23 protein-coding genes and 2 pseudogenes are annotated in these 24,927 nt (G+C 69.1%); 8 read left to right on the top strand and 17 right to left on the bottom strand.

The window, feature by feature from the left end; genetic code table 11:
- The 15 genes and pseudogenes from B0W88_RS15495 to B0W88_RS15425 all read right to left on the bottom strand — a co-directional run.
- A partial coding sequence (locus B0W88_RS15495) for an acyltransferase family protein (protein ID WP_144006785.1) occupies positions 1–1,016 on the bottom strand: 1,016 nt, incomplete at its 3' end.
- Positions 1,009–2,283, bottom strand: a complete 1,275-nt coding sequence (locus B0W88_RS15490) for a hypothetical protein (protein ID WP_144006784.1) — start codon at positions 2,281–2,283, stop codon at positions 1,009–1,011. The genes B0W88_RS15490 and B0W88_RS15495, both read right to left, overlap by 8 nt.
- A 14-nt stretch (positions 2,284–2,297) precedes the next feature.
- A complete protein-coding gene (locus B0W88_RS15485) occupies positions 2,298–3,311 on the bottom strand; it encodes a glycosyltransferase family 2 protein (RefSeq protein WP_077035546.1) in 1,014 nt (337 codons plus the stop codon).
- Complete coding sequence (locus B0W88_RS15480) at positions 3,301–4,215, bottom strand: polysaccharide biosynthesis tyrosine autokinase (RefSeq protein ID WP_233151724.1); 915 nt, start codon at positions 4,213–4,215, stop codon at positions 3,301–3,303. The genes B0W88_RS15485 and B0W88_RS15480 overlap by 11 nt, the downstream gene beginning before the upstream one ends.
- A 5-nt stretch (positions 4,216–4,220) precedes the next feature.
- Entirely contained in the window at positions 4,221–5,630 is a 1,410-nt protein-coding gene (gene epsF, locus B0W88_RS15475; RefSeq protein WP_077035545.1) for a chain length determinant protein EpsF, read from the bottom strand.
- Between the two features lie 68 nt (positions 5,631–5,698).
- Positions 5,699–6,781, bottom strand: coding sequence for a glycosyltransferase (locus B0W88_RS15470; protein ID WP_083748810.1), 1,083 nt, complete (start codon positions 6,779–6,781; stop codon positions 5,699–5,701).
- A gap of 2 nt (positions 6,782–6,783) precedes the next feature.
- Positions 6,784–7,362, bottom strand: a pseudogene (locus tag B0W88_RS15465) (sugar transferase); the annotation flags it as partial.
- A gap of 633 nt (positions 7,363–7,995) precedes the next feature.
- Positions 7,996–8,775, bottom strand: coding sequence for a hypothetical protein (locus B0W88_RS15460; protein WP_077035542.1), 780 nt, complete (start codon positions 8,773–8,775; stop codon positions 7,996–7,998).
- Positions 8,776–8,937: 162 nt separating this feature from the next.
- The gene (locus B0W88_RS15455) at positions 8,938–9,294 is read right to left on the bottom strand and encodes an RcnB family protein (RefSeq protein WP_077035541.1); all 357 of its coding nucleotides are present in this window, start codon (positions 9,292–9,294) and stop codon (positions 8,938–8,940) included.
- A 29-nt stretch (positions 9,295–9,323) separates the two neighbouring features.
- Complete coding sequence (locus B0W88_RS15450) at positions 9,324–9,866, bottom strand: hypothetical protein (RefSeq protein WP_077035540.1); 543 nt, start codon at positions 9,864–9,866, stop codon at positions 9,324–9,326.
- Between the two features lie 43 nt (positions 9,867–9,909).
- The gene (locus B0W88_RS35200) at positions 9,910–10,722 is read right to left on the bottom strand and encodes a beta/gamma crystallin-related protein (RefSeq protein ID WP_077035539.1); all 813 of its coding nucleotides are present in this window, start codon (positions 10,720–10,722) and stop codon (positions 9,910–9,912) included.
- Between the two features lie 107 nt (positions 10,723–10,829).
- On the bottom strand, positions 10,830–11,792 hold the full coding sequence (locus B0W88_RS15440) for a YCF48-related protein (protein ID WP_077035549.1): 963 nt from the start codon (positions 11,790–11,792) through the stop codon (positions 10,830–10,832).
- A gap of 14 nt (positions 11,793–11,806) precedes the next feature.
- A complete protein-coding gene (locus B0W88_RS15435; protein WP_077035538.1) occupies positions 11,807–14,176 on the bottom strand; it encodes an RND family transporter in 2,370 nt (789 codons plus the stop codon).
- A 2-nt stretch (positions 14,177–14,178) separates the two neighbouring features.
- Positions 14,179–15,810, bottom strand: coding sequence for a DUF1302 domain-containing protein (locus B0W88_RS15430; RefSeq protein WP_077035537.1), 1,632 nt, complete (start codon positions 15,808–15,810; stop codon positions 14,179–14,181).
- A gap of 14 nt (positions 15,811–15,824) precedes the next feature.
- Positions 15,825–17,207 (bottom strand): annotated as a pseudogene (locus B0W88_RS15425) (DUF1329 domain-containing protein).
- 194 nt (positions 17,208–17,401) lie between these two features.
- Between B0W88_RS15425 and B0W88_RS15420 the strand changes: the two are divergent.
- The 7 genes from B0W88_RS15420 to B0W88_RS15390 are packed head-to-tail and all read left to right on the top strand — an operon-like array spanning position 17,402 to position 22,552.
- Positions 17,402–18,577, top strand: coding sequence for an amine dehydrogenase large subunit (locus tag B0W88_RS15420; RefSeq protein WP_077035536.1), 1,176 nt, complete (start codon positions 17,402–17,404; stop codon positions 18,575–18,577).
- The gene (locus B0W88_RS15415; protein WP_077035535.1) at positions 18,574–19,113 is read left to right on the top strand and encodes a MauE/DoxX family redox-associated membrane protein; all 540 of its coding nucleotides are present in this window, start codon (positions 18,574–18,576) and stop codon (positions 19,111–19,113) included. Before B0W88_RS15420 ends, B0W88_RS15415 begins: the two co-directional genes overlap by 4 nt.
- Positions 19,110–19,700 carry a methylamine dehydrogenase accessory protein MauD gene (mauD, locus tag B0W88_RS15410; protein ID WP_077035534.1) on the top strand — a complete coding sequence of 197 codons (591 nt, stop codon included), beginning with the start codon at positions 19,110–19,112 and terminating at the stop codon, positions 19,698–19,700. Before B0W88_RS15415 ends, mauD begins: the two co-directional genes overlap by 4 nt.
- Positions 19,697–20,254, top strand: a complete 558-nt coding sequence (locus B0W88_RS15405) for a methylamine dehydrogenase light chain (protein WP_077035533.1) — start codon at positions 19,697–19,699, stop codon at positions 20,252–20,254. Before mauD ends, B0W88_RS15405 begins: the two co-directional genes overlap by 4 nt.
- A 2-nt stretch (positions 20,255–20,256) precedes the next feature.
- Positions 20,257–20,682 carry a cytochrome c gene (locus tag B0W88_RS15400; RefSeq protein ID WP_077035532.1) on the top strand — a complete coding sequence of 142 codons (426 nt, stop codon included), beginning with the start codon at positions 20,257–20,259 and terminating at the stop codon, positions 20,680–20,682.
- Positions 20,679–21,098: a hypothetical protein gene (locus B0W88_RS15395; RefSeq protein ID WP_077035531.1), complete on the top strand. Its 420-nt coding sequence runs from the start codon at positions 20,679–20,681 to the stop codon at positions 21,096–21,098. The genes B0W88_RS15400 and B0W88_RS15395 overlap by 4 nt, the downstream gene beginning before the upstream one ends.
- A gap of 17 nt (positions 21,099–21,115) precedes the next feature.
- Positions 21,116–22,552 (top strand): aldehyde dehydrogenase family protein, encoded by a 1,437-nt coding sequence (locus B0W88_RS15390; protein ID WP_077035530.1) that lies wholly within the window; start codon positions 21,116–21,118, stop codon positions 22,550–22,552.
- On the opposite strand, the gene B0W88_RS15385 is transcribed toward B0W88_RS15390, so the two are convergent.
- Together B0W88_RS15385 and B0W88_RS15380 are read right to left on the bottom strand one after the other, a co-directional pair.
- On the bottom strand, positions 22,533–23,819 hold the full coding sequence (locus B0W88_RS15385) for an amidase (protein ID WP_077035529.1): 1,287 nt from the start codon (positions 23,817–23,819) through the stop codon (positions 22,533–22,535). The genes B0W88_RS15390 and B0W88_RS15385 overlap by 20 nt on opposite strands.
- 19 nt (positions 23,820–23,838) lie before the next feature.
- A complete protein-coding gene (locus B0W88_RS15380; RefSeq protein WP_198937848.1) occupies positions 23,839–24,336 on the bottom strand; it encodes a MarR family winged helix-turn-helix transcriptional regulator in 498 nt (165 codons plus the stop codon).
- A gap of 254 nt (positions 24,337–24,590) precedes the next feature.
- Here B0W88_RS15380 and B0W88_RS15375 point away from each other — a divergent pair.
- On the top strand, positions 24,591–24,927 hold a 337-nt coding region (locus tag B0W88_RS15375), incomplete at its 3' end, for an acyl-CoA dehydrogenase family protein (RefSeq protein WP_198937847.1).

Here is a 24,927-nt window from a genome sequence, read left to right as displayed (position 1 = left end):
ACCGGCCTCGCGAGTTGCGGCGGCCGGCCCAGCAGCCAGGGGACGCGCCGCCTCAGCAGCGCGGCCAGCGGCAGGCAGGCCAGCATCGCCCAGCAGAAGAACAGCGGCGTCCAGGCGCCGGACCAATCGCCGCCGAAGTGCAGGAACTTCAGCGCCCCGCTGGCGAAATTGATCAGCAGGCCGTGCAGCGGGAAGATCACCAGCGTGTGGGCGGACAGCCACCGCGTGACCGGATTCGGCGGCACCAGCCGGCTCGCCAGCATCACCGTGGCGATGCCGAGCCCGGCCACCAGCAGGTACAGCGCCAGCGAGGCCCCGAAGTTGGCGCGAGCGAGGTCCACGCGGCCCATCTGCAGCGCCGCCAGCAGCCAGACGAGCAGGGTCAGCGGCAGCAGGCCCAGCAGCTCGACGCGGCCGAGCGTTGGGAGCCTGCCCTCGGCCCCGCGCAACAGGTCGCCGGCGGCGTAGAAGATCATCGCCACCCAGGCGATGTCCAGGCCCCAGGGCAGGCGCATGGCGTCCCAGCCGCCGCGCCAGGTCCAGCCGGCCGAGACCGCCAGCGCCACGCCCAGCACCGCCGGCGCCGACAGCCGGCGCCGCAGCAGCAGGTACAGCCCCGCGCAGCAGAACAGCGTGGGGAAGAACCACAGCGCCTCGTTGACGATCAGGTCCTGCGAGAGCCCGGTGAAGAAGCCCAGCACCGCGTCGTCCACGCCCAGGCCGGCGAACTTGCGCGCCCGCTCGCCCAGGTGGCGGGTGGCCAGCCAGTAGGCCAGCGAGAGCGCGAAGAAGAAGGCGTAGGGCACCAGCAGCGCGCGCGCCTTGTGGCCCAGCGTGTTGTGCCGGGAGCCGGCCTGCAGGTAGCCGGAAAGGAAGAAGAACAGCGGCATGTGGAAGCTGTAGATCAGCGTCACCGCCTGCGTCGTCATGCCCGGCGAATGGCCCAGCACCACCAGCACGATGCCGATGGCCTTGGCCGCGTCGATGGCGGGCATGTGGCTGCGTGCCTCAGCCATGGCGATGCTCACCCACCGGCCGGCGCGGCCACAGCAGCAGCCCGCAGGCGAACAGGTGGCCGAAGGGCGTGAACAGCCCGCCCATCGCGATGACCAGCAGCACCGCCAGGCGCAGCACGCCCGGCGCGGCGGCAGCCCAGAGGCAGTAGCCGATGAAGGCCAGGTAGGCGCCCGCGCCGAGGATGCCGTACTCGAACACCGCCTTGAACAGGAACATCTCGGCCGCCGGCGTCGGCGAGGCGTTGGCGTAGCTGGCCATGCTGCCCGCGCCGTAGCCGAAGAAGGCGTGGTACGGGTCGGGCCAGAGCCACTGCTCGAACAGGCTGAAGCCCGCGACGAAGCGCATCGACCCGCTGCTGCCTGAGATGCCGAACTCGGCCGAGCGCGCCACCAGGTTGGTCACCATCGGCACCTCGAGCAGCACGCCCAGGCCCAGCGCCAGCGCGCCGGCCAGGCCGGCCATCAGCAGCGCGCCCCACATGCGCCGCGCCACGCCCTCGTACACCAGGCAGGCCGCCAGCAGCGCGATGCCGGTGCCCGAGTAGGACACCAGCAGGCCCGCCATCAGCAGGCCCAGCCAGAGCAGGCGACGGCGCATCAGCATCTCGACCACCAGGCCCAGCGCCATCAGCTGGCTGAACAGCGAGGGCTCGATCATGAACACGCCGTTGGCGCGCCGCACCTCGGAGCCGTAGCGCAGGATGGCCTCGGTGTTGTACTTGGCCATCGTCAGGTCCGGCGGCAGGTAGTTCTCCATCGGGAACACCAGCGCCGGGCCCAGCGTGGACTGCAGCGCGTACTGCGCGATGCCCAGCACCGCCAGCACCAGGGCCAGCTGCTGGAACAGCACCAGCACGTCCTCGCCGCCCGCGCGGCGCTGCTGCACGACATAGGGCAGGTGCGCCACCACCAGCAGCAGCAGCGAGGCGGGCGAGTAGCTGTCCACCGCCAGCACCTGCAGCAGCACCAGCGTGGCCAGCATCAGCGCGAAGGCCAGCGCGCGCCGCGCATGCAGCTCCATCTGCCCGCCGGCCAGGCCCAGCAGCGCCGCCAGGGCGAGCAGCGGCGTCACCAGGGCCAGGCCCATCGCGCCGAAGGGCGGCACCGAGAGCTTGGACAGCACCGTCGCCCCGTACAGCGGGAAGCGGGCCAGCCAGCGCTGCCAGCGCCGCCGCGCCAGCACCTGGCGCGCACGGCGGCTGCCGCGCAGGCGCCGCGGCCCGGCGCGCTGGGCCAGGCCGGACGGGAAGACCAGGGCGTCGTCCATGCTCGGCGCGCCGGTCACGCGGGAAGTGGTGTCCAGCGCTGCTCGCGCAGCATCACCAGTCCGGACAGGAACCCGGCGCCCCAGCTCAGGTGCATCGTGGCCGCCGCGACGCCCGCCAGCAGGCCGCAGAGGCTGCGCTGGCGCCAGGCGATCTGCAGCGAGGCCGCCAGCAGCGCGCCGCCATAGGCCGCCGGCCATAGCGAGGCCAGCAGCGGCAGCCAGGGCATCGCCAGCAGCGACAGCGCCAGCAGCGCGAGGTTCAGCGGCAAGGCGAGCTGGCGCGCCCGCATCGAGCCCGGATGGCGCCGCACGGTGCGCGAGCGGCCGCGCCCGTAGGCGAAGTACTGGCGCGCCAGGCTGGGCAGCGTCGCGCGCGGGTGATAGCCCAGGCGGATCTCGGCATCGAGGTAGACGCGGCCGCCCAGGCGGCGCTGGCGGCAGTCCAGCTCGGCGTCCTCGTTGTGCGTGAAGCTCTCGTCATAGCCGCCGGCGCGGCGGAAGGCGTCCATGCGGAAGGCGGCGTGGTGGCCGTGGTCCACGAAGCCGCTGCGCCGCCCGCCGCGATGCGCCGAGCCGCCGGTGCCGGCCCAGCTGTTGGAGACCCAGGCCACCGCACGCTGCAGGCAGGTGTGGCCCTGCGAGTCCATCGGCACGACGACGCTGTCGGCCTCGGTGCGGGCCAGCGTGTCCAGCAGGCGGCGCACGAAGCCGTGCGGATACTCGGCATGGGCGTCGCAGCGCACCAGCACGTCGGCCCCGGCGCCGTGCTGCTGCACGGCCAGGTTCACGGCCGCGCTCTGGATGCGGCGCGGGTTGTGCAACAGCCGCACCCGCGGCTCGAAGGCGGCGACGCGCTGCACCAGCGCCTGCGTGCCGTCGCTGCTGCCGCCGTCGCAGACGACCAGCTCGGTGCGGGCCGGTGCGTCGGCCAGCAGGCGCTGGATCACCGCCTCGATGCCGCGCGCCTCGTTGAGCGTGGGGACGACGACGAGGACGCGCTGTTGTTCCTTGCTGCTCTCAATGTTCATTGATGACCACACCGGCAAACTGCGCAGAACCGCGGGCCACCTCGCCCACCAGCTTGTGCACCGCCTTCATCTGGCTGACGTTGCGCCGCGTCACCACCATCGCCGCGCCGCACTTGGCGGCCAGCACCCGCGAGTCCGCGCCGTGGGCGCTGGCGGGGGTGTCGACGATCACGTGGTCGAACTTGCTCAGCAGCTCCTGCAGCAGCAGGCCGAAGGCGGGCCGCTGCAGCAGCTCCAGCGGGTTGGGCGGCAGCGTGCCGACCGGCATCACGAAGAGGCTGGGCAGGTCGCGGATCGGGCGCACGACATTGGTCTCCGCGCGGCCCGACAGCACGCTGGACAGGCCCCGCTCGGCCGGGATGCCGAACAGCCGGTGCTGGCGCGGCGTGCGCATGTCCGCATCGATCAGCAGGGTCTTGGCGCCGAGCTGGCTGAACACCACCGCCAGGTTGGCGGCGAAGAAGGTCTTGCCGTCGCCGACGTTGGGGCTCAGCAGGGCCAGCGCGCGCTTGGGCGCATCGGCCGCCATCACGCCCAGCATCAGCTGGCTGCGGATGCCGCGGAAGGACTCGGTCTGCTCGCTGAACGGATCGATCGCGGCGACCAGCTCCTCGTTGAAATGCGCACCCTCGCCGGACGAGTACGGGTAGTGGAACTGCTTGGACAGCGCCCACATCACGTCGTCCTGCGAGGCCAGCTTCAGCGCCACCGCCGCCTCGCCGAAGCGCACGCCGTGCTGGCGCTGGTAGGCCAGCACCTGCTCGATCTGCGCGTTGCTGAGCTTCTTCAGCTCGCTGAGGAAATCGCCGATGCTGCGGTCGAGAACGAGGCCGCTGCCGCCATGCTCGCCGTCGGGTGTCGGCGCCTGCTGCGAGAGCGAGGGGAATTCGCGGTTGTTGCCCATGGTCATCAGCCTCCCGCCGCACTTGCGGGCCGGCCGAGCAGGCGCCAGCCGGCGCCGAGCCGCGGCGCGCGCGGCGCATCGGGCATCACGCCGAGCAGCGGGTAGCGCAGGTTGTCGAGCACGTCCTCGTCGGTGCGGATGCGCCAGTCGCGCCGCTCGCGCACGATGGCCGTGGTCAGGCCCAGCGCCGCCCCGGCCAGCACGGCGACCAGCAAGTTCAGCAGCGTGCGCGGCGCCGAGGGAAACGGCGGCGGCGTCGCCACCTTCAGCACCGAGACATTGGTCTGCGTGGCCTGGCTCTCCAGCGCGCTCTGGCTCTTGCGGGCGAAGCCGGCATCGAAGGCGCGCTGCGCGTTCTCCACGTCGCGCTGCAGCACCAGCGCCTCGTCGCGCTGCGACTTGATCTGCAGCACCTTGGCGCGCTGCTGGTCCAGCGAGGCGCGCAGCTCGTCGAGCCGGCTCTGGTTGACCGAGTTGTTCACCGTGATGCTGCCGGCGATGCGCGCCCGCTCGGCGTCGAGCTTGCCCTGCAGCTCGGTGATGTTGGCGCGCAGCTCCACCACCTGCGGGTTGCGGTCGCCCAGGCGCTCGCTGATCTCCTTGAGCTTGGCCTGCTGCGTGGCCAGTGCGGCGCTGAGGTTCATGATCATCTGGTTGGTGACGACTTCCTGCATCTGGTCGCCCTTGGTGCGGGCCTGGTCCTGGCGGCCGCGCGATTCATTGAGGCTGGCCTGCAGCGAGACCATCTGCGTGGACAGCTCCGAGAGGCGCGCGTTCTCGATGTCCAGCCGCTCGTCGGTGGCGACGATGCCGCTGTTCTTCTGGAAGGCCGAGAGCTTGGACTGCGCCTTCTCCAGCGCCTCGCGCAGGTTGCGCGAGCTCTCGTCGAACAGCTGGCTGAACTGCTTGGCCGGCTCGGTGCGCAGCTCCAGCGTGGTCTCGATATAGCCGTTGACGACGGCATTGGCGACGCGGGCCGCCTGCTCCGGATCCTTGTCGGTATAGGACACCAGCACGACGTTGGAATCCTTGCCCGGCTGCAGCGTCAGCTCGCGGGCCATCGCCTCGGCGATCCAGGACTCGAAGGCCCCGCGGCCCTCGGTGCTCTCCTGCCACGCGGCGCGCCGCTGCGCGTCGTTGGCCAGGCCCAGCGACTGCACCGCGCGCAGCAGCACGCGCTCGCTCTTGAGCACGTCCACCTGCGTGCCCATGTAGCTGGAGACCGTCATGCCCGGCAGCACGACGCCGGCGATCGGGTCGGGCGACTTGACGTCCAGCACCACGGCGGAGGTGGCGGTGTACTTGCGCGTCTGCAGCGCGTTGACGCCGCCCACCAGCACCAGCACGGCCAGCATCACCAGCAGCGCCGAGCGCCAGCGGGCGCGCAGGATCAGGAGCACTTGCGACAAGGTCATGAGGGCCTCTCAGGCAATATCCGGACCAAGGTCCAGCATGCGCCGGCGTAATGGATTACTCAAGCGCATCACTCGAGCGCATACGCAGCAAGGATCTTCTCGCCGAACTGTGACTCCCCGAAGCGACGGCGCGCCGTCGCCTGCGCCGCCTGGCCGATGCGATGGCGCAGCGTGGCGTCGTCGATCAGCGCGGCGATGCGGTCGATCATCTCGTGCTGGGTCTTGCACAGGAAGCCGGACTCGCCGTCCTCGATCAGCTCGCGGTGCTGCACGCAGTCGAAGGCCACGCTGGGCAGGCCGGCGGCCATCGCCTCGGCCAGGAACAGCGGGAAGCCGCGCGTGGGCCCCGGCGCCACGTAGACCCAGCCGGGCCCGAGGCGCGCCGCGCAATCGGCATCGCCGTCGATCTCGAAGATGCTGACCCCGGCCGCGTTGAGCCGCACCTTGGACACCGCATCCACGCTGCCGATCCAGTTGAAGCCGATGCGCAGGTCGCTGCCGCCGAGCAGCACCGCCAGCTGCGCCATCAGCTCGGCGCTGCGCGGGCTCTGCGAACGCCCGCCGGTGATCACCAGCGGGTGGCGCGCCTCGCGACGCGGCCGCGTGAAGAAGACCTCCGCCACCGGGCTCTCGACCAGCTCGGAGCTGGCCCAGTCCTCGAACACGCGGCTCTCCTGCGGCACGTTGACGATGGCCGAACTGCGGGCCGTGCTGATCAGCGCGCGCAGCAGCCGCTCGGCGCTGCGCAGCTTGCCCAGCACCACCGAGCCGTGCGGCGAGAAGAACACCGGCGCGCCATGCGCATGCACCGCGCGCACCGCCTGCGCGCCGACCAGCGCCGGCATCAGGCCGTGCAGGTGCACCGCATGCAGCGGCCCGCGGGCCATCGCCGTGCAGCAGCCCTGGTGCAGGGCCGACCACTGCTTGAACGGGTTGCGCTCGCTGGGCACCAGCACCAGCTCGGCCGACTCGTGCAGCCGCGCCATGTGATGCCGGTGCTCGGCCAGGTCGATCATCACGACCGACTGCTCGCGCCCGCTGCGCGCCACCGCCTGCGCGGCCGGCCCGAGGAAGCTGAACACCTCGTCGGTGAGCGTGCCCAGCACGTGGACGACACGGCCAGGGACTTCGATGTCTAGGGCTCGTTTCATGGTCAGCGGGCGCCTTCGCGCAAGAGCACCACGCGAACGGTCTTGAAGAGGATGCCGACGTCGCCGGCGATCGAGCGCTGCTCGACATAGCTGCGGTCCAGCGCGACGCGCTCCTCGTAGCTGGTGTTGTTGCGGCCGCTGACCTGCCACAGGCCGGTCATGCCGGGGCGCACGCTGAGGTAGTGCCAGCGCACGCGGCCGTAGCGGGGCAGCTCGCCGACGGTGATCGGCCGCGGGCCCACCAGGTTCATCTCGCCGCGCAGCACGTTGAACAGCTGGGGCAGTTCGTCCAGGCTGGTCTTGCGCAGGAAATGGCCCACCGGCGTGATGCGCGGGTCGTTGGTGAGCTTCTGGTCGCGCTCCCATTCGGCGCGCGCCTCGGGGTCGTCGCGCAGCAGCTCCTCCAGCACCCGGTCGGCGTCGAGCAGCATCGAGCGGAACTTCAGGCAGCGGAACAGCCGCCCATCGAGCCCCACGCGGTAGTGGCCGAAGAAGATCGGCGCGCCGTCGCGCCGCCAGATCAGCCAGGACACGAGCAGCATCAGCGGGCTCAACATGAGCAGCAGCACCAGCGCGGCGGCCTGGTTGAGCCGCAGTTCGAGCGCATCGCGCAGGTGCAGCGCCGGATCGGCGGCAGGATGCACATCACGGGCTTGCGCCACAAAGTTCGCAGCGTTCATGAACCATCTCCCTCGACAACAGGTGGGTGGACAGACAGAAAAAGATCTGAGCGGAAACTGACTTGGGCCGACAAACAGGGCCGTATCTGCAAGACACGCGCCACGATTCGTGAAAAAGTAACGCCCAAATTCAGCGCATCACTCCCCGGCAAGGGCCCGCCTGCACCATTCCCCATCCAACTCGCGCCATCACGAACCGTTCTTCACGGCGGCTGTGCGGCGATTCGCGTCGGCGGTGCGGCCGGCTCCTTTGATGCACTGCAGCAATGCGCGTTCCCGCTGCGCTGTCCTACACGCCGTTACACAAAGCAGAGGAAGGAAGGTGCAAATCACCTAACTTCCAGCTTCAGCGGCAGATTTCACGTGCCGGTGCAGGCGGGCGCAGTGCGCAAATTCGGACAAAGCCGCACCAGCGACGCGCAAATTCGGCACTGCATGCGAGCCCTTCGGAAAGATTGACGGCAAGCGCTGGGACTGAAAAGAAAAAGCCGGGCACATGGCCCGGCCTTGCTGGCACGAGTGAGCGGCCGGTGATCAGGAGGAGCGGCTGCGGCGCCGCACGACCGCCGCCAGCGCCATCAGGCCGCCGGCCGCCAGCAGCATGGCGGGCGGCTCGGGCACCGGCGTCACGTTGAAGCCCGCGGTCAGGTTGTCCACCTCGACGGCCACGCCGGTGCTGAAGAAGCGCAGGCGGGTGAACTCGACGTCCTCGGTGAAGTAGAGGTTGACGAAGACATTGGTGTCGTCGCTGGTGCGGTCTCCGGAGGTGCAGCTGCTGCCGCAGGCGGCGAGGATGCTCTTGCCGGTGATCGTGGCGACCTTGGTGTTGCCGCTGTAGAACTCCAGCGTGTTATAGGTATCTATTGAGCCGTAATACAAGCCGAAATAATTCAGGTAGGTGCCCGCCGGCAGCGTGCTGATCAGCGGCTGGTAGTTGATGTCCACCACCGAGAGCACGCCGGGCGCCGTGCCCGCCGGCAGGGCGGATCCCGGGTACTGGCCGATGCCGTTGTGCACGGGCGCGTAGGCGTAGCAGCTCGAGTCGCCCGCGGGCGCGGCATAGGCCGCCTGAAGCGAGCCCTGCACGATGCCCCACGGGCCGCCGCTGACCGAGGACGCCGGCGCATTGAGCCCGCAGCCGCCACCCGGCAGGTCGAAGGTCTCCATGAACACCGTCGGCAGGCCCCAATACGGGGAGATCTTGCCGGACGTGGGATCGTTCTGGTGCGGCCCGACGCTGATCGTGACGCCCGCCTGGGCCGTGGACGACATCAGTGCGGCGACAACGACGACCGCGGTACAGAGGATCTTCATGACAGCTACCTCACAAAAGTGCAGGAGAAGAATTTCGGCGCGATGAAGAAGGGCTCGCAAGAAAAATACCAAGACAGCAACAAAACGAAAGAGGCCCGACATCGGCCGGGCCTCATGGCAAACGGAAGACCGTCTGGCTAACTTGTTACATCGACGTCATCATCAGCGTCCGGAGTTGATGATGGCCGATGCGATCAGGCCGGTCGCCACGGCCACGAGCAGGTAGTCGCCCCCGCTCTGCACCCAGTGGTAGCCGCGCGGCGGCGGGCGCAGGTGATGGCCGCGCCAATCGTCCACCACGTACTGGCGGCTGTGGTACTCGCGCGGCATGCGCTGCCCCATGCGCCAGTTGTGATCGGGGCCGTAGCCGCGGCTCACGTCCACGTGGTTGCCCCAGCGGTCATGGTCGTTGTCATGGCGGTCGCGGTCATGGCGCTGCGCGAAGGCCCCACCGGCCGAGCCCAGCGTCATCGCTGCCACCAGGGCGCCGACGACGGTCTTCCTGAAGTTGCTGTTCATGGGTTCACTCTCGCTTTCATTCCGAACGATCAGCTCTTGCCGAAGCTGGCCTTGGCACTGGCGATGCAATCGCTCTTGGCCTGGCCGGCGAGCGCGTCGCACTTCTCGGCAGCCACCTTGTAGTCGGCATCGCGCTTGGCGTCGGCAGCATCCGCGCGGGCGTCATGGATCTTCTTGCCGGCCTTCGCGTCGGCCAGTGCGGAATCCCTCACGGCCTTGGCCTCCTTGACGCAGACGTCCTTGTCGTTGCCGGCACGGTCATCGCACTTCTCCTTGGCCACGTCGTAGCCGGTCTCGGCGCGGGTCTTCAGGACCTTGACCCAGTCGGACTCCTTGCCCGAGTAGTCGTGCTCCAGCTCCGCCTTGGCGACCTTGTCCTTGGCCTTGGCCTCCTCCATGCACACATCCTTGGCGTTGTGCGCCAGTGACTTGCAGGAGGCCTTGTCGGCCTTGTAGGCATCGCTGATGCGGGTCTTGGCCGCCGAGTACTCGGCGTGGTCCATCGCCATGGCGAAGGGCGCGCAGGCCATCAGCGAAGCGGCGAGGAACGTGGGTGCGAACAACAATTTCATGGTGTCACCTTCTTTCGGCTAGAAAACTAGGGATGGCCAAACTTCAGCCGTTCATGCGGGGTTCACCGTCACGATTGACGGTCACCGTCGACCCCGGAGGCTGGGTCATCTGCATCCGGTGCTCCTGGCCCCGGAACATGTAGGTCACGTCCCAGTAGTCGGGGCGGGCGTCGCTGGGCATCACGCGGCAGCGCTCGACGTTCTGCGAGACCACGCGGTCGCTGTTGCCGGCGAGGTTGGAGCCGACCACGGCACCGGCGACGGCGCCGCCAGCGGTGGCCAGGTCACGGCCCGAACCGCCGCCCACCTGGTGGCCCAGGATGCCGCCGATCAGGGCCCCGGCGATCGCGCCACCGGCGCGGTTGCCGTTGTTCTCGACGGCGCTCTGGCGTTCGACCCAGCAGCGGCGTTCGGGCGGGCCGACCACCGCATGCACGGCCACGACGTCGGCTTCATAGAGCCGCTCGCCATCGCGCGGACGCCAGTCGCCGCCGTTGTTGTAGGACACCGGCGGCACCGGCGGCTCGCTGTCGTCGCGGGCCACCATGCGCACCGAGGAGATGCGGTTGTTCAGGCCGATCGCGCGCAGCGACGGGTAGTTGCCCGGCCGCACGATCACGCAGTGGCCCTGGAAGCCGGGGTTCTCGCAGACTTCCCAGCGGTCCTGGCCGACCGTCAGCGAGGACGCGCGGTCGTTGAAGCCGTAGCGCTCGAAATTGCGCACCTGGCGCTCGGCCGTGAAGGACTGGCCGTTGAAATTCTCGCGCTCGTAAAAGGTGATGTCGGCCATCGCCTGAGCACCGGCCATGAGGCCGGCGGCGGCGAGGGCGATCTTCAGAGAGGTCTTGACTTGCATCGCTTGACTCCGATCTGTGCGACGGGCGTGCCGTCGATGAACGCAGTCTCAAGCGATGCAGCGGCGGCGCGAAGCGGACGGTGCCGCTTGGCCGCGTAGTTGGCGTCCTACGGCTTGTAGGAGGTTTCGGCCAGGCCCGTGCGGGACCAGAGCACCCAGCGTCCATCGCGCTGCGCGGCGAGCGCGGTCAGGGCCAGGCGGTCCTCGCGAGCCCGGGCGGTGAAGCTGCGGCCGCCGTCGTGGCTGGCGGCGACCAACCCGTCGAGCCCCACGGCGAGCACATCGCGGCCCTGGGCCGACAGCGCGGTGATCGAGGCGGTGCTGCCGCCCAGTTCCACCCGCTCCCAACGCGCGCCGCCATCGCCGCTGCGGTAGACGACGCCCCGCTGGCCGGCCACAAGCAGGCTGCCGTCGTCCAGCGCCGTGCCGGTCCAGAACGAGCCCTTGTAGCCGGTGGGCAGATAGTCCCAGCTCATGCCATGGTCGCGCGAGCGCAGCACCAGGCCGCGCTCGGCGGCGATGTAGAGCGCGGACCCATCCGGCGCGGCGAAGAGCTGCAGCAGGTTCGCATCGGCCTTGGTGGCGCCGGGCGGGGCGGGCAGCTTCTGCTCGGCCCAGGTGGCGCCGCCGTCGCTGGTCACCAGCAACTGCGACCACAGGCCCACCGCCACGCCGTGCTGCGCATCGATGAAGTGCACCGAGAACAGCGGGCGGTCTTCCTGCGCGGCGATGCGCTGGATCTTCCAGCTCTCGCCGCCGTCCTCGGTGGCGAGGATCGCGCCCCAGTGGCCGACGGCCCAGCCGTGCTTCGCGTCGGCGAAGCTGACCGAGGTCAGCGTGGAGCTGAGCGGCACGCGCGCGGCCTGTCGCAGCGTGCGGCCACCGTCGTCGGACAGCAGCACGATGCCGTGCTCGCCGACGCCGACCAGGCGCTTGTCGCCCGCCTTGGCCGTACCGAGGATCGCCGCCCTGGCCGCGATCGGCGAGGCCGCGGCGGGCTGCGGCTTCAGCACCTCCTGCGCCGACGCGGCGGCACCCAGCAATGCCGCGCAGATAAGCCAGTACTTCATCGCCATTTCCTTCCTCAATGCGCCAGCAGCCCGGGCGCAGCCACCGGCCCGCGGCGCGGGAACAGCCGCTCCAGCCACACGGCCAGCGCCGGCAGCGCGGTCATCGCCATCACCATGTTGACGATGAACATGAAGGCCAAGAGCTTGCCCATGTCCGACTGGAACTTCAGCGCCGAGAAGGACCAGGTCGCCACGCCGATGGCCAGCGTGATCGCGGTGAAGATCGTCGCCATGCCCACCTCCTGCATCGCGTGCCCGATCGCCACGCCGATGCTCTCGCCGCGCGCCAGGTGCAGCTGCAGCCGGTTGTAGATATAGAAGGCGTAGTCCACGCCGATGCCCACGGCCAGCACCATCACCGGCAGCGTGGCCACGGTGAGGCCGATCTGCAGCTCCTTCATGAACCAGTAGCCGATGAAGGTGCCGACCGTCAGCGGCAGGCAGCAGGCCAGCACCGCGCGCAGGTCCCGGTAGACGACGAGGACGAGCAGCACGATGGCCGCGTAGACGTAGAGCATCATCGGCAGCTCGCTGATCTCCACCTCCTCGTTGATCGCGGCCAGCACGCCGGCATTGCCCGCGGCCAGGCGGATCTCGACGCCCGCTTGCGGATGGTCATGGCGGAAGGCCTTCACCGCGGCGATCACGCCGTTGATCGTCGTGGCCTTGTGGTCGGCCAGGTAGAGGTGGACCGCCGTCATCGAGCAGTCCTTGCGCATCGTGCCGGGCACGCGGCTGATCTCGGTGGACAGGCCCGCGTAGTTGCCGCTGTCGATCGGCACCACGCTCATCTTCGGGTTGCCCTCGTTGTAGCCCTCGTTGTACTGCTTCAGCTGGCCGGCGTAGGAGCTGATCGACAGCACGCCGGGCACCGGCTGCATGGCCCAGGCGAACTGGTCCTGGTAGGTGCCGATGGCGGTGTTCTCACAGGAGTCGGGTTTCGCCTCGAAGACGACGCTCAGCAGGTCGAGGCCGGAGTCGAAGCTGCTCGCGATGGACACGGCATCGCGGTTGAAGCGCGCCTCGGGCCTGAGTTCCGGCGCACCGGCCTGCAGCGTGCCGACGACGCGGTCGCGGCTCTGCCAGACGGCCGTCGCGAACACCGCGGCGCTGGCAATCAGCACCAGCGCCGCCGTGCGCGGCTCGGCCACGCGGGCCAGCACCTTCAGCCAGCGGCCGCGCGCCTCGCGCTTGCGTTCGGCGTTCTGCGCGTAGGCCGGGTCCACCTTGAAGTAGGCCGCGGCCAGCGGCAGCATGACCAGGTTGGTGACGATCTTGTAGGTCACGCCGAGGGACGCGGTGATCGCCAGCTCGCGCACCATCGGGATCGGGATCAGGATCAGCGTCACGAAGGACACCAGCGCGGTCACCAGCGCCAGCGTGCCGGGGATTAGGAGGCCGGTGAAGCTGGCGCGCGCCGCGCCCTCGGCCGTCTTGCCCTGCGAGATCTCGCGCACGATGAAGTTGATCTGCTGGACCCCGTGCGAGACGCCGATCGCGAACACCAGGAAGGGCACCAGCACCGCCAGCGGATCGAGCCCGTAGTGCAGCAGGCGCAGCGTGCCGAACTGCCAGACCAGCGAGGTCAGCGAGCAGACGATGGGCAGCAGCGTGAAGCGCAGCGAGTGGCAGTACCAGTAGACCGCGCCGGCCGTCAGCACCAGCGCGATGATGCAGAACACCAGCACCGACTGCGCGCCCTCGGCGATGTCGCCGATCTGCTTGGCGAAGCCGATGATCTGGATCTCGTAGTCGGCGTTCTCGAACTTCGCGCGCAGCGCGTCGAGCTGCGCGTTGTAGGCGACGTAGTCGAGATGCTGGCCGTTCTGGTCGTACTCGTTCAGGTCGGCCGTGATCATGGCCGCAGCCTCGTCGCGCGAGACCAGGCTGCCGACGAAGCCGCCCTGGCTGGTGGCCTGGCGGATCGCGGCGATGGTCTTGTCGTCGAGCGCGGCGGCGGTGACCGTGCCGGGGATGATGGGCTCGGCGCGGAAGCCCTCCTCGGTGATCTCGTTGACGAAGGAGTTGGGCGTCCACAGCGACTGGACGCTGCCGCGCGAGACGTAGGGCAGGAAGGTGACCGCCTGCGTCACGTCGCTGAGGCGCGAGAGGCCGTCGCGGGTCCAGATCGAGCCGCGCTTCGCCCGTACGACGACTGTGAGCCGGTTGGCGCCGATCAGGTCGTCGCGGTACTGCAGAAAGGTCCTGACGTACTCATGGCCGATCGGCATCTGCTTCTCGAAGCCGGCGTCCATGCGCAGCTGCGCGCCGAACCCCGCCATGACCAGTGTCAGCAGCGCGAACAGCGCGAGCACCGGGCCCTTGCGGGCGAACAGCAGCGCCTCCAGGCGCGCGACCTGGCGAACGACAAAACCGGTGCTCATGATCAGAAGTTCCTGGAAACGACCGCGCCGACGAAATTGCGGTCGCGGTACGGCTGGTCGAACACCGAGCTGCCGCCCCAGAAGGCCGCGTAGTTGATCGCGAACTGCCAGGTGGCCGGGTTCTGGATGAAGGACACCGTCAGGTTGGCCGACTGCGCGCCCTTCATGAACTGCGCCATCGTGTTGGGCGTGCGGCCCGACAGCGCGCGGAAGTAGTACAGCTCCGGCACTACCTGCCAGCCCGGGATCAGCGTGCCGTCGTAGACCACGCTGAAGTCGAAGTTGAAGCCGCTGGAGGTCTTGCTGCCGCCGGCGCGCGGCGAGGCCGTGGGGTCGGTCTCCTGGCCCCAGCCCCAGCCGCCGGCGGCGATCGGGTCACCGCCATAGGATTGCTTGAGGCCCGGGTACTGGACGACCACCGCTTCGGCCAGCAGCGTCGCCGTGTCGGCGCCGATCGCGCGCAGCAGCCCGCCACCGGTGCCGCTGGGCGTCAAGCTCAAGAGGCCCGTCAGGTTCCACTGCAGCTTCTTGTTGTCGATCCAGCAGTTGCCGTTCTGCGAGGCGCAGCCGCTGGCGTTGGCGTTCAGCGCCACCGCGTCCTTCGGCCGGTAGGACAGCTCGGAGCCGATGGCCCAGTCCCCTAACGGGAAGTTCATGCTGACCCCGTAGAGCTTGCGATCTTCCGGATAGGTCCAGCCCACGGCGCCGGTGTTCTTGATGTTGGTGCTGAACTGCGGCACCTTGTCGTGGTAGTTCATCGCGTAGAGGCCGAAGTTCAGCTGCGTGTCCTCCGGCTGCCAGCGCAGCTGCATGCCCCACTGGCCGCTGTTGCGCGCCTTCTCGTCGGCCAGGCCATAGGTGTCATGGCCCTTGCCCAGGCCGTTCACCTGCGACCAGTAGCTGCCGCTGGGCGGGAAGTAGCTCTCGTTCCAGGCGAACTGGTAGTAGGCCTCGGCATTCAGGCCGTGGCCCAGGCCGGAGGCGATGCTGGCCATCGGCGCGGGCAGGTAGACCTCCTTGAGCTGCGTGCCGGGCTGCGAGAGCCGCATCACGTCGATCGCGTTGGTGCTGTTGATGCCGCCCGGCAGGAACAGGCTCTCGCCCCAGCTGATCACCTGGTTGCCGACGCGCACGCGGGCCGTCTGGTCGCCGACGGTGAAGGTCTTGCTGACCCACAGGTCCAGCAGGCGGGCCTTGAACTTCAGGTCGCGGCGGGCGTCGGGCGCCAGGTTGTCCTGCAGGTCCGGCGGCGTGGTGGCGCTGGTCAGCCCGCTGGTGTGCGTGGCGGCGGCATCGGCCACCCAGTTGGCGCGGGCCATCACGGTCCACTGCTCGGGCAGCTTCAGCAGCAGCTCGTGGCTGCCCTTCAGTTGCAGCGCGAACAGGTCGCCCTTCCTGTAGTTCAGGTTGCCCTGGTCGCCGAGGGCCGAGGTGGGCGAGAGGCAGCCGGCCGGCGCATCGCTGCCGGTGGCGCCGTCGAGGATCAGGCCGCAGCTCGGGTTCTTGGCACGGATGCCGAGGCCCAGCGAGAGCGTGGAGTCGAAGTTGCCGCTGATCGACTCGGTCTGGAAGGTGGTGGCCTGCGCGGCGCTGCCGATGAAGGCCAGCGCGAGGGCGATGGGAGTGAGCTTCATGTTTGCGCGTCGCCTCAACGGTCAGAGATGGAACGGAGGTTGTCGGACGTATAGAACGCCGGCTTGTAGCGCGGGCTCTTGCCCTCGACGACCCACTGCACGTCCTTGCCGGTGCCGGCGGCGTTCATGTCGAACACGTAGCGGCCTTCCGAGAGGTTGTATTGCGCGAAGGCGGACACGTCGCAGCTGCCGGTCTCGTAGACGGGGATCAGGTAGCCCTCGCGCATCTTCCAGAGCTTGCCCTGGGCGTCGTAGTCGTCGGCCAGCAGCGGGGCCCAGCTGTCTTCGTCGAGATAGAAGGTGCGCTTGGGCGAGGTGTGGCGGTTGCCGGCCTTGACGGTGGCTTCCACCACCCACACGCGATGCAGCTCGTAGCGGCGGTAGGCCGGGTCGATCGAGTCCGTCTTCATGATGTCGTCGACCTTGGCGGCGAAGTTGTAGGCGCCGAAGGAGTTGTAGGGCACCAGCATCTCCTTCTTGCCGATGAGCTTCCAGTCGAAGCGATCCGGCGTGCCGTTGAAGACGAAGGGCTCGTCGAAGGCGTACTGGTTCTCCATGCCGATCTGCGGGCTGTCGTACGCATACGAGGGCATGCGGCGGACGCGGCGCTGGCCGGGGAAGTAGTAGAAGGTCTCGCTGCCGGGCTGGTCGGTGAAGACCGCGGCCATCAGCGCCTGGCCGGCCAGCGCGGCGGGCGCGTTGTAGCCGAAGTAGGTGAAGTATTCGACCTGGGGCAGCTTGGAGAGCTGGGCCGTGCCCTTGGCGCCCCAGGGGAAGAACATGGTCTGCTCGGAGGACGCGCGGATCCAGTCGCTGCCGCCCTTGCGCGGCGAGACCGACGTGTACACCTGCTTGTACTCGGTGGCCACGCCGCGGTAGCGCAGCTTGCTGTTCCACATCGCCTCGATGCCGTTCTCCGGGATCGGGAAGGGGTAGCCCGGCACATTGGCGTCGGTGAGGCTCCAGCCGTTGGCGCCGATCTTGGAGAAGCCGACGTTCTTCTTCGTGTTCTCGGCGACGAAGTCCGGCACGCCGCATTCGCGGTGGCTCGGGTAGACGTCCATCCTGTAGCCCTTGACCTGCTTGATCAGCGCGAGCTGGCCGGGGGAGAGCTTGTCTGCTTACTTGTCGGCGTTGGAGGCATCGATCGTGTAGAGCGGCTTCTCGCCCTTGTGCACCCACGCGTCGCCGCGGAACTTGCCGTAGCTCCAGCCGCTTTCCAGCTTGGCGGCGTTGGTGCCGGCCCAGGCCGGGATGCTGCCGTCCTTGCTGGCGGCCTTCTCGGCGCCGGACGGGGTCAGCTCCTGCCCCAGGCGGCCGGGGTCGGCGGCGAAGGCCGAGGTGGCGGCCAGGACGGCCAGGCAAAGACTGGAAACGCGAAGACTGCACAAGCTCATGGTCGAGATCTCCTCGGATGCGGTTGGCCGGCAGTCTGGGTCCCGTCACGGCACTGTCGTTATCCGAATCCGGCAACCGGCCCTCAGCACAATCCCGCCCCCTGGCTTTGCCGGAACGGGATAAGGGCCACGGCAGGCCGGTCCTAGCATCGAATTCAAGCGGACAGCCCGTCCGCGCCACGGAGTTCCACCCGATGCTTGATCCCCGCCATGCCCTCGCCGCTGCAGCGCTGGCGCTGCTGGCGCCGGGCTGTTTTGCCGCCGCTCCCGAGCCGCTGCCGCTCGAGACGATGACGGTCGAGAAGCTGCCCCCGCCCGACGCCTACCGCCTCTACGTCGGCGATCCGACGATGGGCCACCTGGTCGACGGCCGCAGCCATGTGATCGACACCAGGACGATGCGCTACCTCGGCATGCTGGGCACCGGCTTCGCCGGCTCGAGCACGCTGTCGCGCGACGGCCGCTCGATCTATGTAGCGACGACGTACCACAGCCGCCTGCAGCGCGGCGCCCGCACCGACGTGGTGGAGATCTACGGCAGCGAGGATCTCGCGCTGAAGGGCGAGATCGAGATCCCGCCCAAGCATGTGCAGTCGCTGCCGATCAAGGCGCTGCTGGCCACGACGAGCGACGACCGTTTCCTGCTGGTGCAGAACGCCACGCCGGCCACCTCGGTCACCGTGGTGGATATGCAGGCGCGCAAGGTCACGGCCGAGATCCCGCTGCCCGGCTGCTATGGCGTGATCGCCTGGCCTGGCGACGCGCGGCGCTTCTCGGCCGTCTGCGGAGACGGCACGATGATGACCGTCACCCTCGATGAACAGGGCAATGCCGCCGATCGCAAGGCCAGCGCGGCCTTCTTCGATCCGGACACCGATCCGGTCTTCATGCACTACGAACTGGTCGGCGAGACGCTGCGCTTCGTCTCCTACCACGGCACCATGCACGAGATCGCGCTGAAGGGCGAGCAGCCCGCGCAGATCGCCACCTGGCCCTTGATCACCGCCGCCGCGGAGAAGAAGCAGAAGTGGGCGCCCAGCGGCTACCAGCTGTTCACGATCGACCCGCGCACGCAGCGCCTCTACGTGGCGATGCACGACCACGCCAAGGAAGGCAGCCACAAGACGCCGGCCAAGGAGCTGTGGGTCTACGACCTGGCGGCGAAGAAGCGCGTGGCGCGCTGGCCGGGCCAGATGGCCATCTCGATGACGATGCTGCCGACCGAGCCGGTCTCGCGCCTGGTGCTGCTCAGCGGTGCGGACAACAAGCTGCTGGCCTACGACCTGCGCGGCGACGCGGCGCCGAAGAAGCCGACGATCGCCTCGGAGCCGGTCGGCGAGACGCCTGTCTATCTGGGGGTGAAGCGATGATCATCAACGTCGATCCCGTCATCGGCCACGCCGCCTCGGCCGCGCTGGCGCTGATCTTCCTGCAGGCGGCCGTCGAGAAGCTGCGCGCGCCCGAGGTGTTCCTCGATGCGGTGCAGAACTACAAGCTGCTGCCCGCGTCGCTGAACTGGGCCTTCGCCCGCGTCCTGCCCATTGCCGAGCTGGCCGCCGCGCTTGGCCTGCTGTTCGCCCGCCCGCTTGGCGCGCCGCTGGCGCTCGCCTTGCTGGCGATCGTCACGGCCGGTGTCCTCGTCAACGTGCTGCGCGGCCGCACCCGCATCGACTGCGGCTGCGGCGGCGACCAGCACCTGCCGCTGGGCCCCGGCCTGCTGGCCCGCAATGCGGTGCTGATGGCGCTGGCCCTGCTGGCCACGCTGCCTGTCGCGCCGCGCGCCACCGTCTGGCTCGACCCGGTCGCCGCCATCGCCGGCGCCCTCGCCCTGATCGCCCTCTACGCGCTGGCCAACGGCCTGCTGCGCAACCACTCCCGTCTCATTGCCCTGAGGAACGCGCCATGAACGAAGCCCTCGTCGTCTCCAACATCCTGCTCTGGGCCCTCGTGCTGGCCCTGCTCGTCGCCGTGATCGCGCTGTCGCGCCAGATCGGCATCCTCTACGAACGCATCGCCCCGATGGGCGCGCTGATGATGGACAGCGGCCCCAAGGTGGGCGATGTGGCGCCGGTCTTCGAGCTGAGCGACCTGTCCGGCGCGGCCACGGTGAAGATCGGCGGCGCTTCGAACGCGAAGGCCACGCTGCTGTTCTTCCTCTCGCCGACCTGCCCGGTCTGCAAGAAGCTGCTGCCGATCCTGAAGTCGGTGCGCGAGGCAGAGGGCCAGCGCGTCGTGCTCGCCTCCGACGGCGATGCGCTGGAGCACCAGCAGTTCCGCCAGCGCGCGAAGCTGCAGGACTTCCCTTACGTGCTGTCGCCTGAGCTGGGCATGCGCTACCAGGTCAGCAAGCTGCCCTATGCGGTGCTGATGGATGGCCAGGGCCGCATCCGCGCCAAGGGCCTGGTGAACTCGCGCGAGCAGCTGGAAAGCCTGTTCACGGCGATGGACCTGGGCGTGGCCTCGGTGCAGGACTATCTGGAGGTTCACGCATGAAGTTCCTGCAGCGCATCCTGGACTTCATCGACAGCTTCACCGAACGCCGCAGCCGCTCGCTGGCCAGCACTGTCTCGCGCCGCAGCGCGCTGGTGCGCGTGGGCCGGGTGATGGTGGCCGGGGCCTTTGTGCTGCCGGTGCTGCCCTTCGACCGCACCTCGCAGGCCTTCGCGGCGACGCATGGCGGTGGCGGCGATGGCAAGAAGAAGGATCCAACCGCCACCGACTGCGACTACTGGCGCTACTGCGCCGTCGACGGTTTTCTCTGCTCCTGCTGCGGCGGCTCGCAGACCACCTGCCCGCCCGGCACGACGCCGTCCAAGGTCACCTGGGTCGGCACCTGCCACAACCCGGCGGACGGCCGCGACTACCTCGTCAGCTACAACGACTGCTGCGGCCGCACCTCCTGTGGACGCTGCTTCTGCAACACCAATGACGGCGACCGGCCCGGCTACCGCATGGGCGTCCACAACGACGTCAACTGGTGCATGGCCAACGACAGTTCGGTGTACCACTGCACGGTGTCAGTGATCGTGGGCGTGGCGGAGCAGTGACGATGAAGTATTCAGTTATCTGCCTGGCATTGATCGCCGGCGCCGCACAGGCCCAGACCTCGGCGGTATTCGATCGCGCCTGCGTCGCCTGCCACCAAGCCGGTGGCAAGGGCATGCCCGGCATGGCGCCGGCGCTGGCCGGCCCGCTGGCGCCTATCCTCGCCAAGCCCGAGGGCAAGCGCTACCTGAGCGGCGTGCTGCTGAACGGGCTGAGCGGGAAGATCGTCTCCGACGGCAACACCTTCATGGGCGCGATGGCCTCGCAAGCGGCGATGTCCGATGCGGAGCTGGCCGAGGTGGCGAACTACATAACGAAGGATCTCAACGGCGCGGCGACGAGCTTCACCGCCGAGGACTTCGCCACCGCCCGCGCCGCGAAGATCCCGCACAAGGAACTGCGCGAACTGCGCGAGCGTCTATTGAAATGAAGCGCGCGCTGCTGCTCGCCGGTCTTGTTCTCGCCTTCGGCGCCGCCGAAGCCGGCGAGCGTGCGCAGCTGCAATACATCCAATACTGCTCCGGCTGCCACCTGCCCGACGGCACGGGCTCGCCGGCCAAAGGCATCCCGACGATGCGCGGCACGCTAGGCCGGCTGCTGCAGCTGGACGGCGGCCGAGCCTACATCGTGCAGGTGCCCGGCGTGATGAATTCGCCGCTGAACGACCGCGAGGTCGCGGCCGTCATGAACTGGCTGGTGCCTGTGATGTCGCCCGCCGCATCCAACCCGGCCTACACGCCTGAAGAGATTGCCCGGCTGCGCGCCAGCCGGCCCGCCGACATCCCCGCCCTGCGCCGCGAGCTGATCGCTCGCGGCCATGCAGCCGGAATCGAGATCGATCACTGACCCGGAGACAACGAACCATGCAAGTCCACGCCAATGTCCTGAACGGACACGCCGAAACCTCGCCCACCACCTTCGACTCCCGCAACCCCGCCACCGGCGCGGTGCTGGGCCAGGTCTACAGCAGCACCCGCGAGCAGGTCGCCGCCGCCGTGGCCGCCGCCCGCGCCGCGCAGCCGGCCTGGGCGGCGCGCCCTGACAGCGAGCGCCAGGCGCTCTTGATGAAGGTGGCCGAGGTCATCAAGTCCAACAGCGAATACCTCGCCCACTGGGTCACCCGCGAGCAGGGCAAGCCGCTGGGCGGCGTCGGCCCCGGCCAGGTGCCGGGCGCGCGCTTCGAGGCCTGGGGCTGCGAGGTGTGGACGCAGGTGCCGGCGAGCCTGGAACTGCCGGTCGAGGTCGTCTTCGAGGACGAGACCCGCCGCGACGAGGTGCACCTGAAGCCGCACGGCGTCGTCGCCGCGATCGCGCCGTGGAACTGGCCGCTGCTGATCGCGATCTGGCAGGTGATCCCGGCGCTGCGCATGGGCAACACGGTCGTGCTGAAGCCTTCCGAGTACACCAGCATCGGCACGCTGGAGATGGTCAAGCTGATCGCCGAAGTGCTGCCGCCAGGCGTGATCAACACGGTCAGCGGCGCGGGCGAAGTGGGCGGCTGGCTGGTCGAGCAGCCGGGCGTGGACAAGATCACCTTCACCGGCTCCACCGCCACCGGCAAGCGCATCGCCGCCGTGGCCGCGCAGCGCCTGATCTCGACGACGCTGGAGCTCGGTGGCAACGACGCCGCCATCGTGCTGCCCGACGCCGACCCCGCGGCCATCGCGATGGGCCTGTTCTGGGGCGCCTTCCTGAACATGGGGCAGACCTGCGCCGCGGCCAAGCGCCTGTACGTACCCGATGAGCTGCACGACGCCGTGGTCGCGCAACTGAAGAGCCTGGCCGAGGCGATGCCGATGGGCGACGGCCTGGAGCCCGGCACGGCCATCGGCCCGATCCAGAACCGCATGCAGTTCGACAAGGTGAGCCGGCTGGTAGAGACCGCCAAGGCCACGGCCGGCGCGACGATCGTCTGCGGCGGCACACCCGCCACAGGCCCGGGCAACTTCTACCCGCTGACCCTGGTCACCGGCCTGAAGGACGGCGACGCGCTGGTGGACGAGGAACAGTTCGGCCCGGTGCTGCCGATCATCCGCTACAGGACAGTCGATGAAGCCGTGGCCAGCGCGAACCGGCTGGACGTGGGCCTCGGCGCCTCGGTCTGGTCGCCGGACATCGTGCGTGCTCGTGAAGTGGCGAGCCGCCTCGAAGCCGGCACGGTCTGGATCAACCAGCACGGCATGGTCCATCCGATGGTGCCCTTCGGCGGCATCAAGGCCTCGGGCTGGGGTGCCGAGTTCGGCCATGCCGGGCTGAAGGGCATGGCGCGGACGCAGGTGATCAGCGTCGGCAAAGGCTGAGGTGCAGGGCGGCCGCGGCCGCCAGCAGTGAACGCTCCTGCCCGGGATGGCCGACCAGCTGCAGGCCGATGGGCAGGCCGTTCGGGCCCAGCAGGCCCGGCACGTTGACGCAGGGCAGACCCAACAGGGTCCAGACGCGGCTGAAGACCGGGTCGCCGGTGGCGGCCAGGCCCGCCGGCGCCTCCCCCGGTGCCGCGGGGACCAGCAGCGCGTCGAGGCCCTGCATCAGCTGAGCGACCTGGGCGCGGCCTGCAGCCGCCAGTGCATGGGCCGCGCGATAGTCCTGTTCATCGAGCTTCGCGCCGCGCTGCAGCAGCTCGATGATCGGGGCGCTGAGCTGCGAGGCGCGGGCCTCGTGCTCATGCGCCAGGCTTCTCGCAGCCTCCCAGGCCATGATCGTCTTCTGCGCGTCGAGCAAGCCCGCCAGCGATGCCGGCATCTCGACCAGCGTGGCGCCGCTGAGCCGGATCCCCTCCTCGAACACCGATTGCCCCGCTGCATCCGCCGACGTCCACTCATGCGTGCGGCAGGCTGCGATGCGCAATTCGCCACGCGGCGCCAGCGGCACATGGGGCTCGCCCGACAAGGCACAGCGCATCAGTTCCAGGTCGTCCGCCGTGCGCGCCAGCCACCCCAGCGTATCCAGCGACGGCGCGAAGGGCTTCACGCCACCGAGGCTGAACGCGCCATGCGTCGGCTTCAGCGCAAACACGCCGCAGAACGAGGCCGGACGGATCAGTGACCCCGCCGTCTGCGAGCCGAAGGCGATCGGCACCATGCCCGAGGCGACAGCGGCGGCGGAGCCGCTCGATGAGCCGCCGGGCGTGTGGCCCGTGTTCCAGGGGTTCGCGGTCGGCCCGGGCGTGAAATAGGCGAACTCGGTCGTCACCGTCTTGCCCATCGCGATGGCACCGGCCGCGCGCGCGAGTGCGACCGCGTCCGCATCCGCAACCGGACGATGCCCCGCGTAGATTGGCGAGCCGTGGCCGGTCGGCCAGTCGGCCGTGTCGAAGATGTCCTTCACGGCCAGCGGGACGCCGGCGAGCAGCCCGGGCATCTTCGCGCCCGCGCGCAGCGCCGCATCCAGCCGCCGCGCCTGCGCCAGCGCCAGTTCCGGCTCGAAGGCCACCCAGGCCTTCAGCGCCGGCTCCATGCGCTCGACGCGTTCGATCGCGGCGCGGGTGATGGACTCGGCGGTGGCGCGGCCTTCCAGCAGGGACGAGCGCGTGCTCACCGCATCGGGGGCGGTGGAATCGATGATCTTCATCAGCGGAGGACCGCGAGGGTCAGGTGTTGTCGGGATCGCCGCGGCGCGTGGGCACGGCCGCGTGTCGGGGCGACAGGTTGTCGAGGATGTCGCGCAGCGTGTCGTTGAGACGCTTGACCTGCGTCGCGGTCAGGCCCTCGAAGCTGCGCGAAGCGATGTGCTGCGTGGCCAGGCGGCTTCGCTCCAGCGCCTTGCGGCCCTTTGACGTGATGTCGACCACCGTCACCCGCGCGTCCTGCTTGGACGTGCCCGTCGTGACCAGCCCTTCGTCCTGGATGCGGTAGACCGTCTTGGTCACCGTCGACAGCTTGGCCACCGCATGCAGTGCGATGTCCGAGATGCTGCTGGCACCCTGCTCGTTGAGGATCATCAGCGTGCGCCAGGTGGGCACGTCCAGGTCGACCGTTTTCAGCGCCTTCTCCATCTCCAGCGTGTACACGCCATGCAGGCGCGCGAGCCAGTAGAAGGGGTAGTCCTCGCGGTGGAAGTCGGGATCGGTGGGGTCGTAGCGAGTCACGGGCGGGCGCGCGGGCAGCTGGGGCGAAGGTCATCTTAGGGCATGGCCACGTGACCTCGGTGACCGTGGGTGAGGCGAAGCGTCGCATGGCGACGATCATCCACTTTTCCATCACATCCAAGTCATGGTGAAAACCCAGTTATGTCGCATTAAATCGGCGATCACGGGTTTTCACCGACCAATCATTTGCTTGACTATTCACGTAATAAATTCGTATCGTTCAGGCATTGCAGAGGCTGTCAACGGAGACACTCATGAGCCTTTTGAACGTGGAGCCGGCCCAGGTGGCCGCGCCCGCCACCCCGCCGGCGCTGGACCTGCTGTGCAGCGAGATCCGCCGCCGCCGCCGCGAGTTCACGCAGGCGCGGCACATCGCGCCGGATGTGATCCAGCGCTTTGTCGATGCCGGCGTCTATCGCGCGCTGGTGCCGCGCGAGTTCGGCGGCAGCGAGCAATCGCCGCGCCAGTTCTGCGAGCTGGTCGAGACCATCTCGCAGGCCGACGGCTCGGCCGGCTGGGTGGCCAGCTTCGGCATGGCGGTGACCTATCTCGCGGCGCTGCCGCCCGCCACCTTCGCGCACATCTACCGCG

The sequence above is a fragment of the Pelomonas sp. KK5 genome, assembly GCF_001984095.1.
In the GTDB taxonomy this organism is placed as follows: domain Bacteria; phylum Pseudomonadota; class Gammaproteobacteria; order Burkholderiales; family Burkholderiaceae_C; genus KK5.
This window is presented reverse-complemented; position numbering and strand designations above follow the sequence as displayed.

What these genes read in the sequence shown, in the direction of transcription:
- B0W88_RS15490 (WP_144006784.1), bottom strand. Translation starts at nt 2,283, where the DNA reads ATGGACGACGCCCTGGTCTTCCCGTCCGGCCTGGCCCAGCGCGCCGGG.
- B0W88_RS15485 (WP_077035546.1), bottom strand. Translation starts at nt 3,311, where the DNA reads ATGAACATTGAGAGCAGCAAGGAACAACAGCGCGTCCTCGTCGTCGTC.
- B0W88_RS15480 (WP_233151724.1), bottom strand. Translation starts at nt 4,215, where the DNA reads ATGGGCAACAACCGCGAATTCCCCTCGCTCTCGCAGCAGGCGCCGACA.
- epsF (WP_077035545.1), bottom strand. Translation starts at nt 5,630, where the DNA reads ATGACCTTGTCGCAAGTGCTCCTGATCCTGCGCGCCCGCTGGCGCTCG.
- B0W88_RS15470 (WP_083748810.1), bottom strand. Translation starts at nt 6,781, where the DNA reads ATGAAACGAGCCCTAGACATCGAAGTCCCTGGCCGTGTCGTCCACGTG.
- B0W88_RS15460 (WP_077035542.1), bottom strand. Translation starts at nt 8,775, where the DNA reads ATGAAGATCCTCTGTACCGCGGTCGTCGTTGTCGCCGCACTGATGTCG.
- B0W88_RS15455 (WP_077035541.1), bottom strand. Translation starts at nt 9,294, where the DNA reads ATGAACAGCAACTTCAGGAAGACCGTCGTCGGCGCCCTGGTGGCAGCG.
- B0W88_RS15450 (WP_077035540.1), bottom strand. Translation starts at nt 9,866, where the DNA reads ATGAAATTGTTGTTCGCACCCACGTTCCTCGCCGCTTCGCTGATGGCC.
- B0W88_RS35200 (WP_077035539.1), bottom strand. Translation starts at nt 10,722, where the DNA reads ATGCAAGTCAAGACCTCTCTGAAGATCGCCCTCGCCGCCGCCGGCCTC.
- B0W88_RS15440 (WP_077035549.1), bottom strand. Translation starts at nt 11,792, where the DNA reads ATGAAGTACTGGCTTATCTGCGCGGCATTGCTGGGTGCCGCCGCGTCG.
- B0W88_RS15435 (WP_077035538.1), bottom strand. Translation starts at nt 14,176, where the DNA reads ATGAGCACCGGTTTTGTCGTTCGCCAGGTCGCGCGCCTGGAGGCGCTG.
- B0W88_RS15430 (WP_077035537.1), bottom strand. Translation starts at nt 15,810, where the DNA reads ATGAAGCTCACTCCCATCGCCCTCGCGCTGGCCTTCATCGGCAGCGCC.
- B0W88_RS15420 (WP_077035536.1), top strand. Translation starts at nt 17,402, where the DNA reads ATGCTTGATCCCCGCCATGCCCTCGCCGCTGCAGCGCTGGCGCTGCTG.
- B0W88_RS15415 (WP_077035535.1), top strand. Translation starts at nt 18,574, where the DNA reads ATGATCATCAACGTCGATCCCGTCATCGGCCACGCCGCCTCGGCCGCG.
- mauD (WP_077035534.1), top strand. Translation starts at nt 19,110, where the DNA reads ATGAACGAAGCCCTCGTCGTCTCCAACATCCTGCTCTGGGCCCTCGTG.
- B0W88_RS15405 (WP_077035533.1), top strand. Translation starts at nt 19,697, where the DNA reads ATGAAGTTCCTGCAGCGCATCCTGGACTTCATCGACAGCTTCACCGAA.
- B0W88_RS15400 (WP_077035532.1), top strand. Translation starts at nt 20,257, where the DNA reads ATGAAGTATTCAGTTATCTGCCTGGCATTGATCGCCGGCGCCGCACAG.
- B0W88_RS15395 (WP_077035531.1), top strand. Translation starts at nt 20,679, where the DNA reads ATGAAGCGCGCGCTGCTGCTCGCCGGTCTTGTTCTCGCCTTCGGCGCC.
- B0W88_RS15390 (WP_077035530.1), top strand. Translation starts at nt 21,116, where the DNA reads ATGCAAGTCCACGCCAATGTCCTGAACGGACACGCCGAAACCTCGCCC.
- B0W88_RS15385 (WP_077035529.1), bottom strand. Translation starts at nt 23,819, where the DNA reads ATGAAGATCATCGATTCCACCGCCCCCGATGCGGTGAGCACGCGCTCG.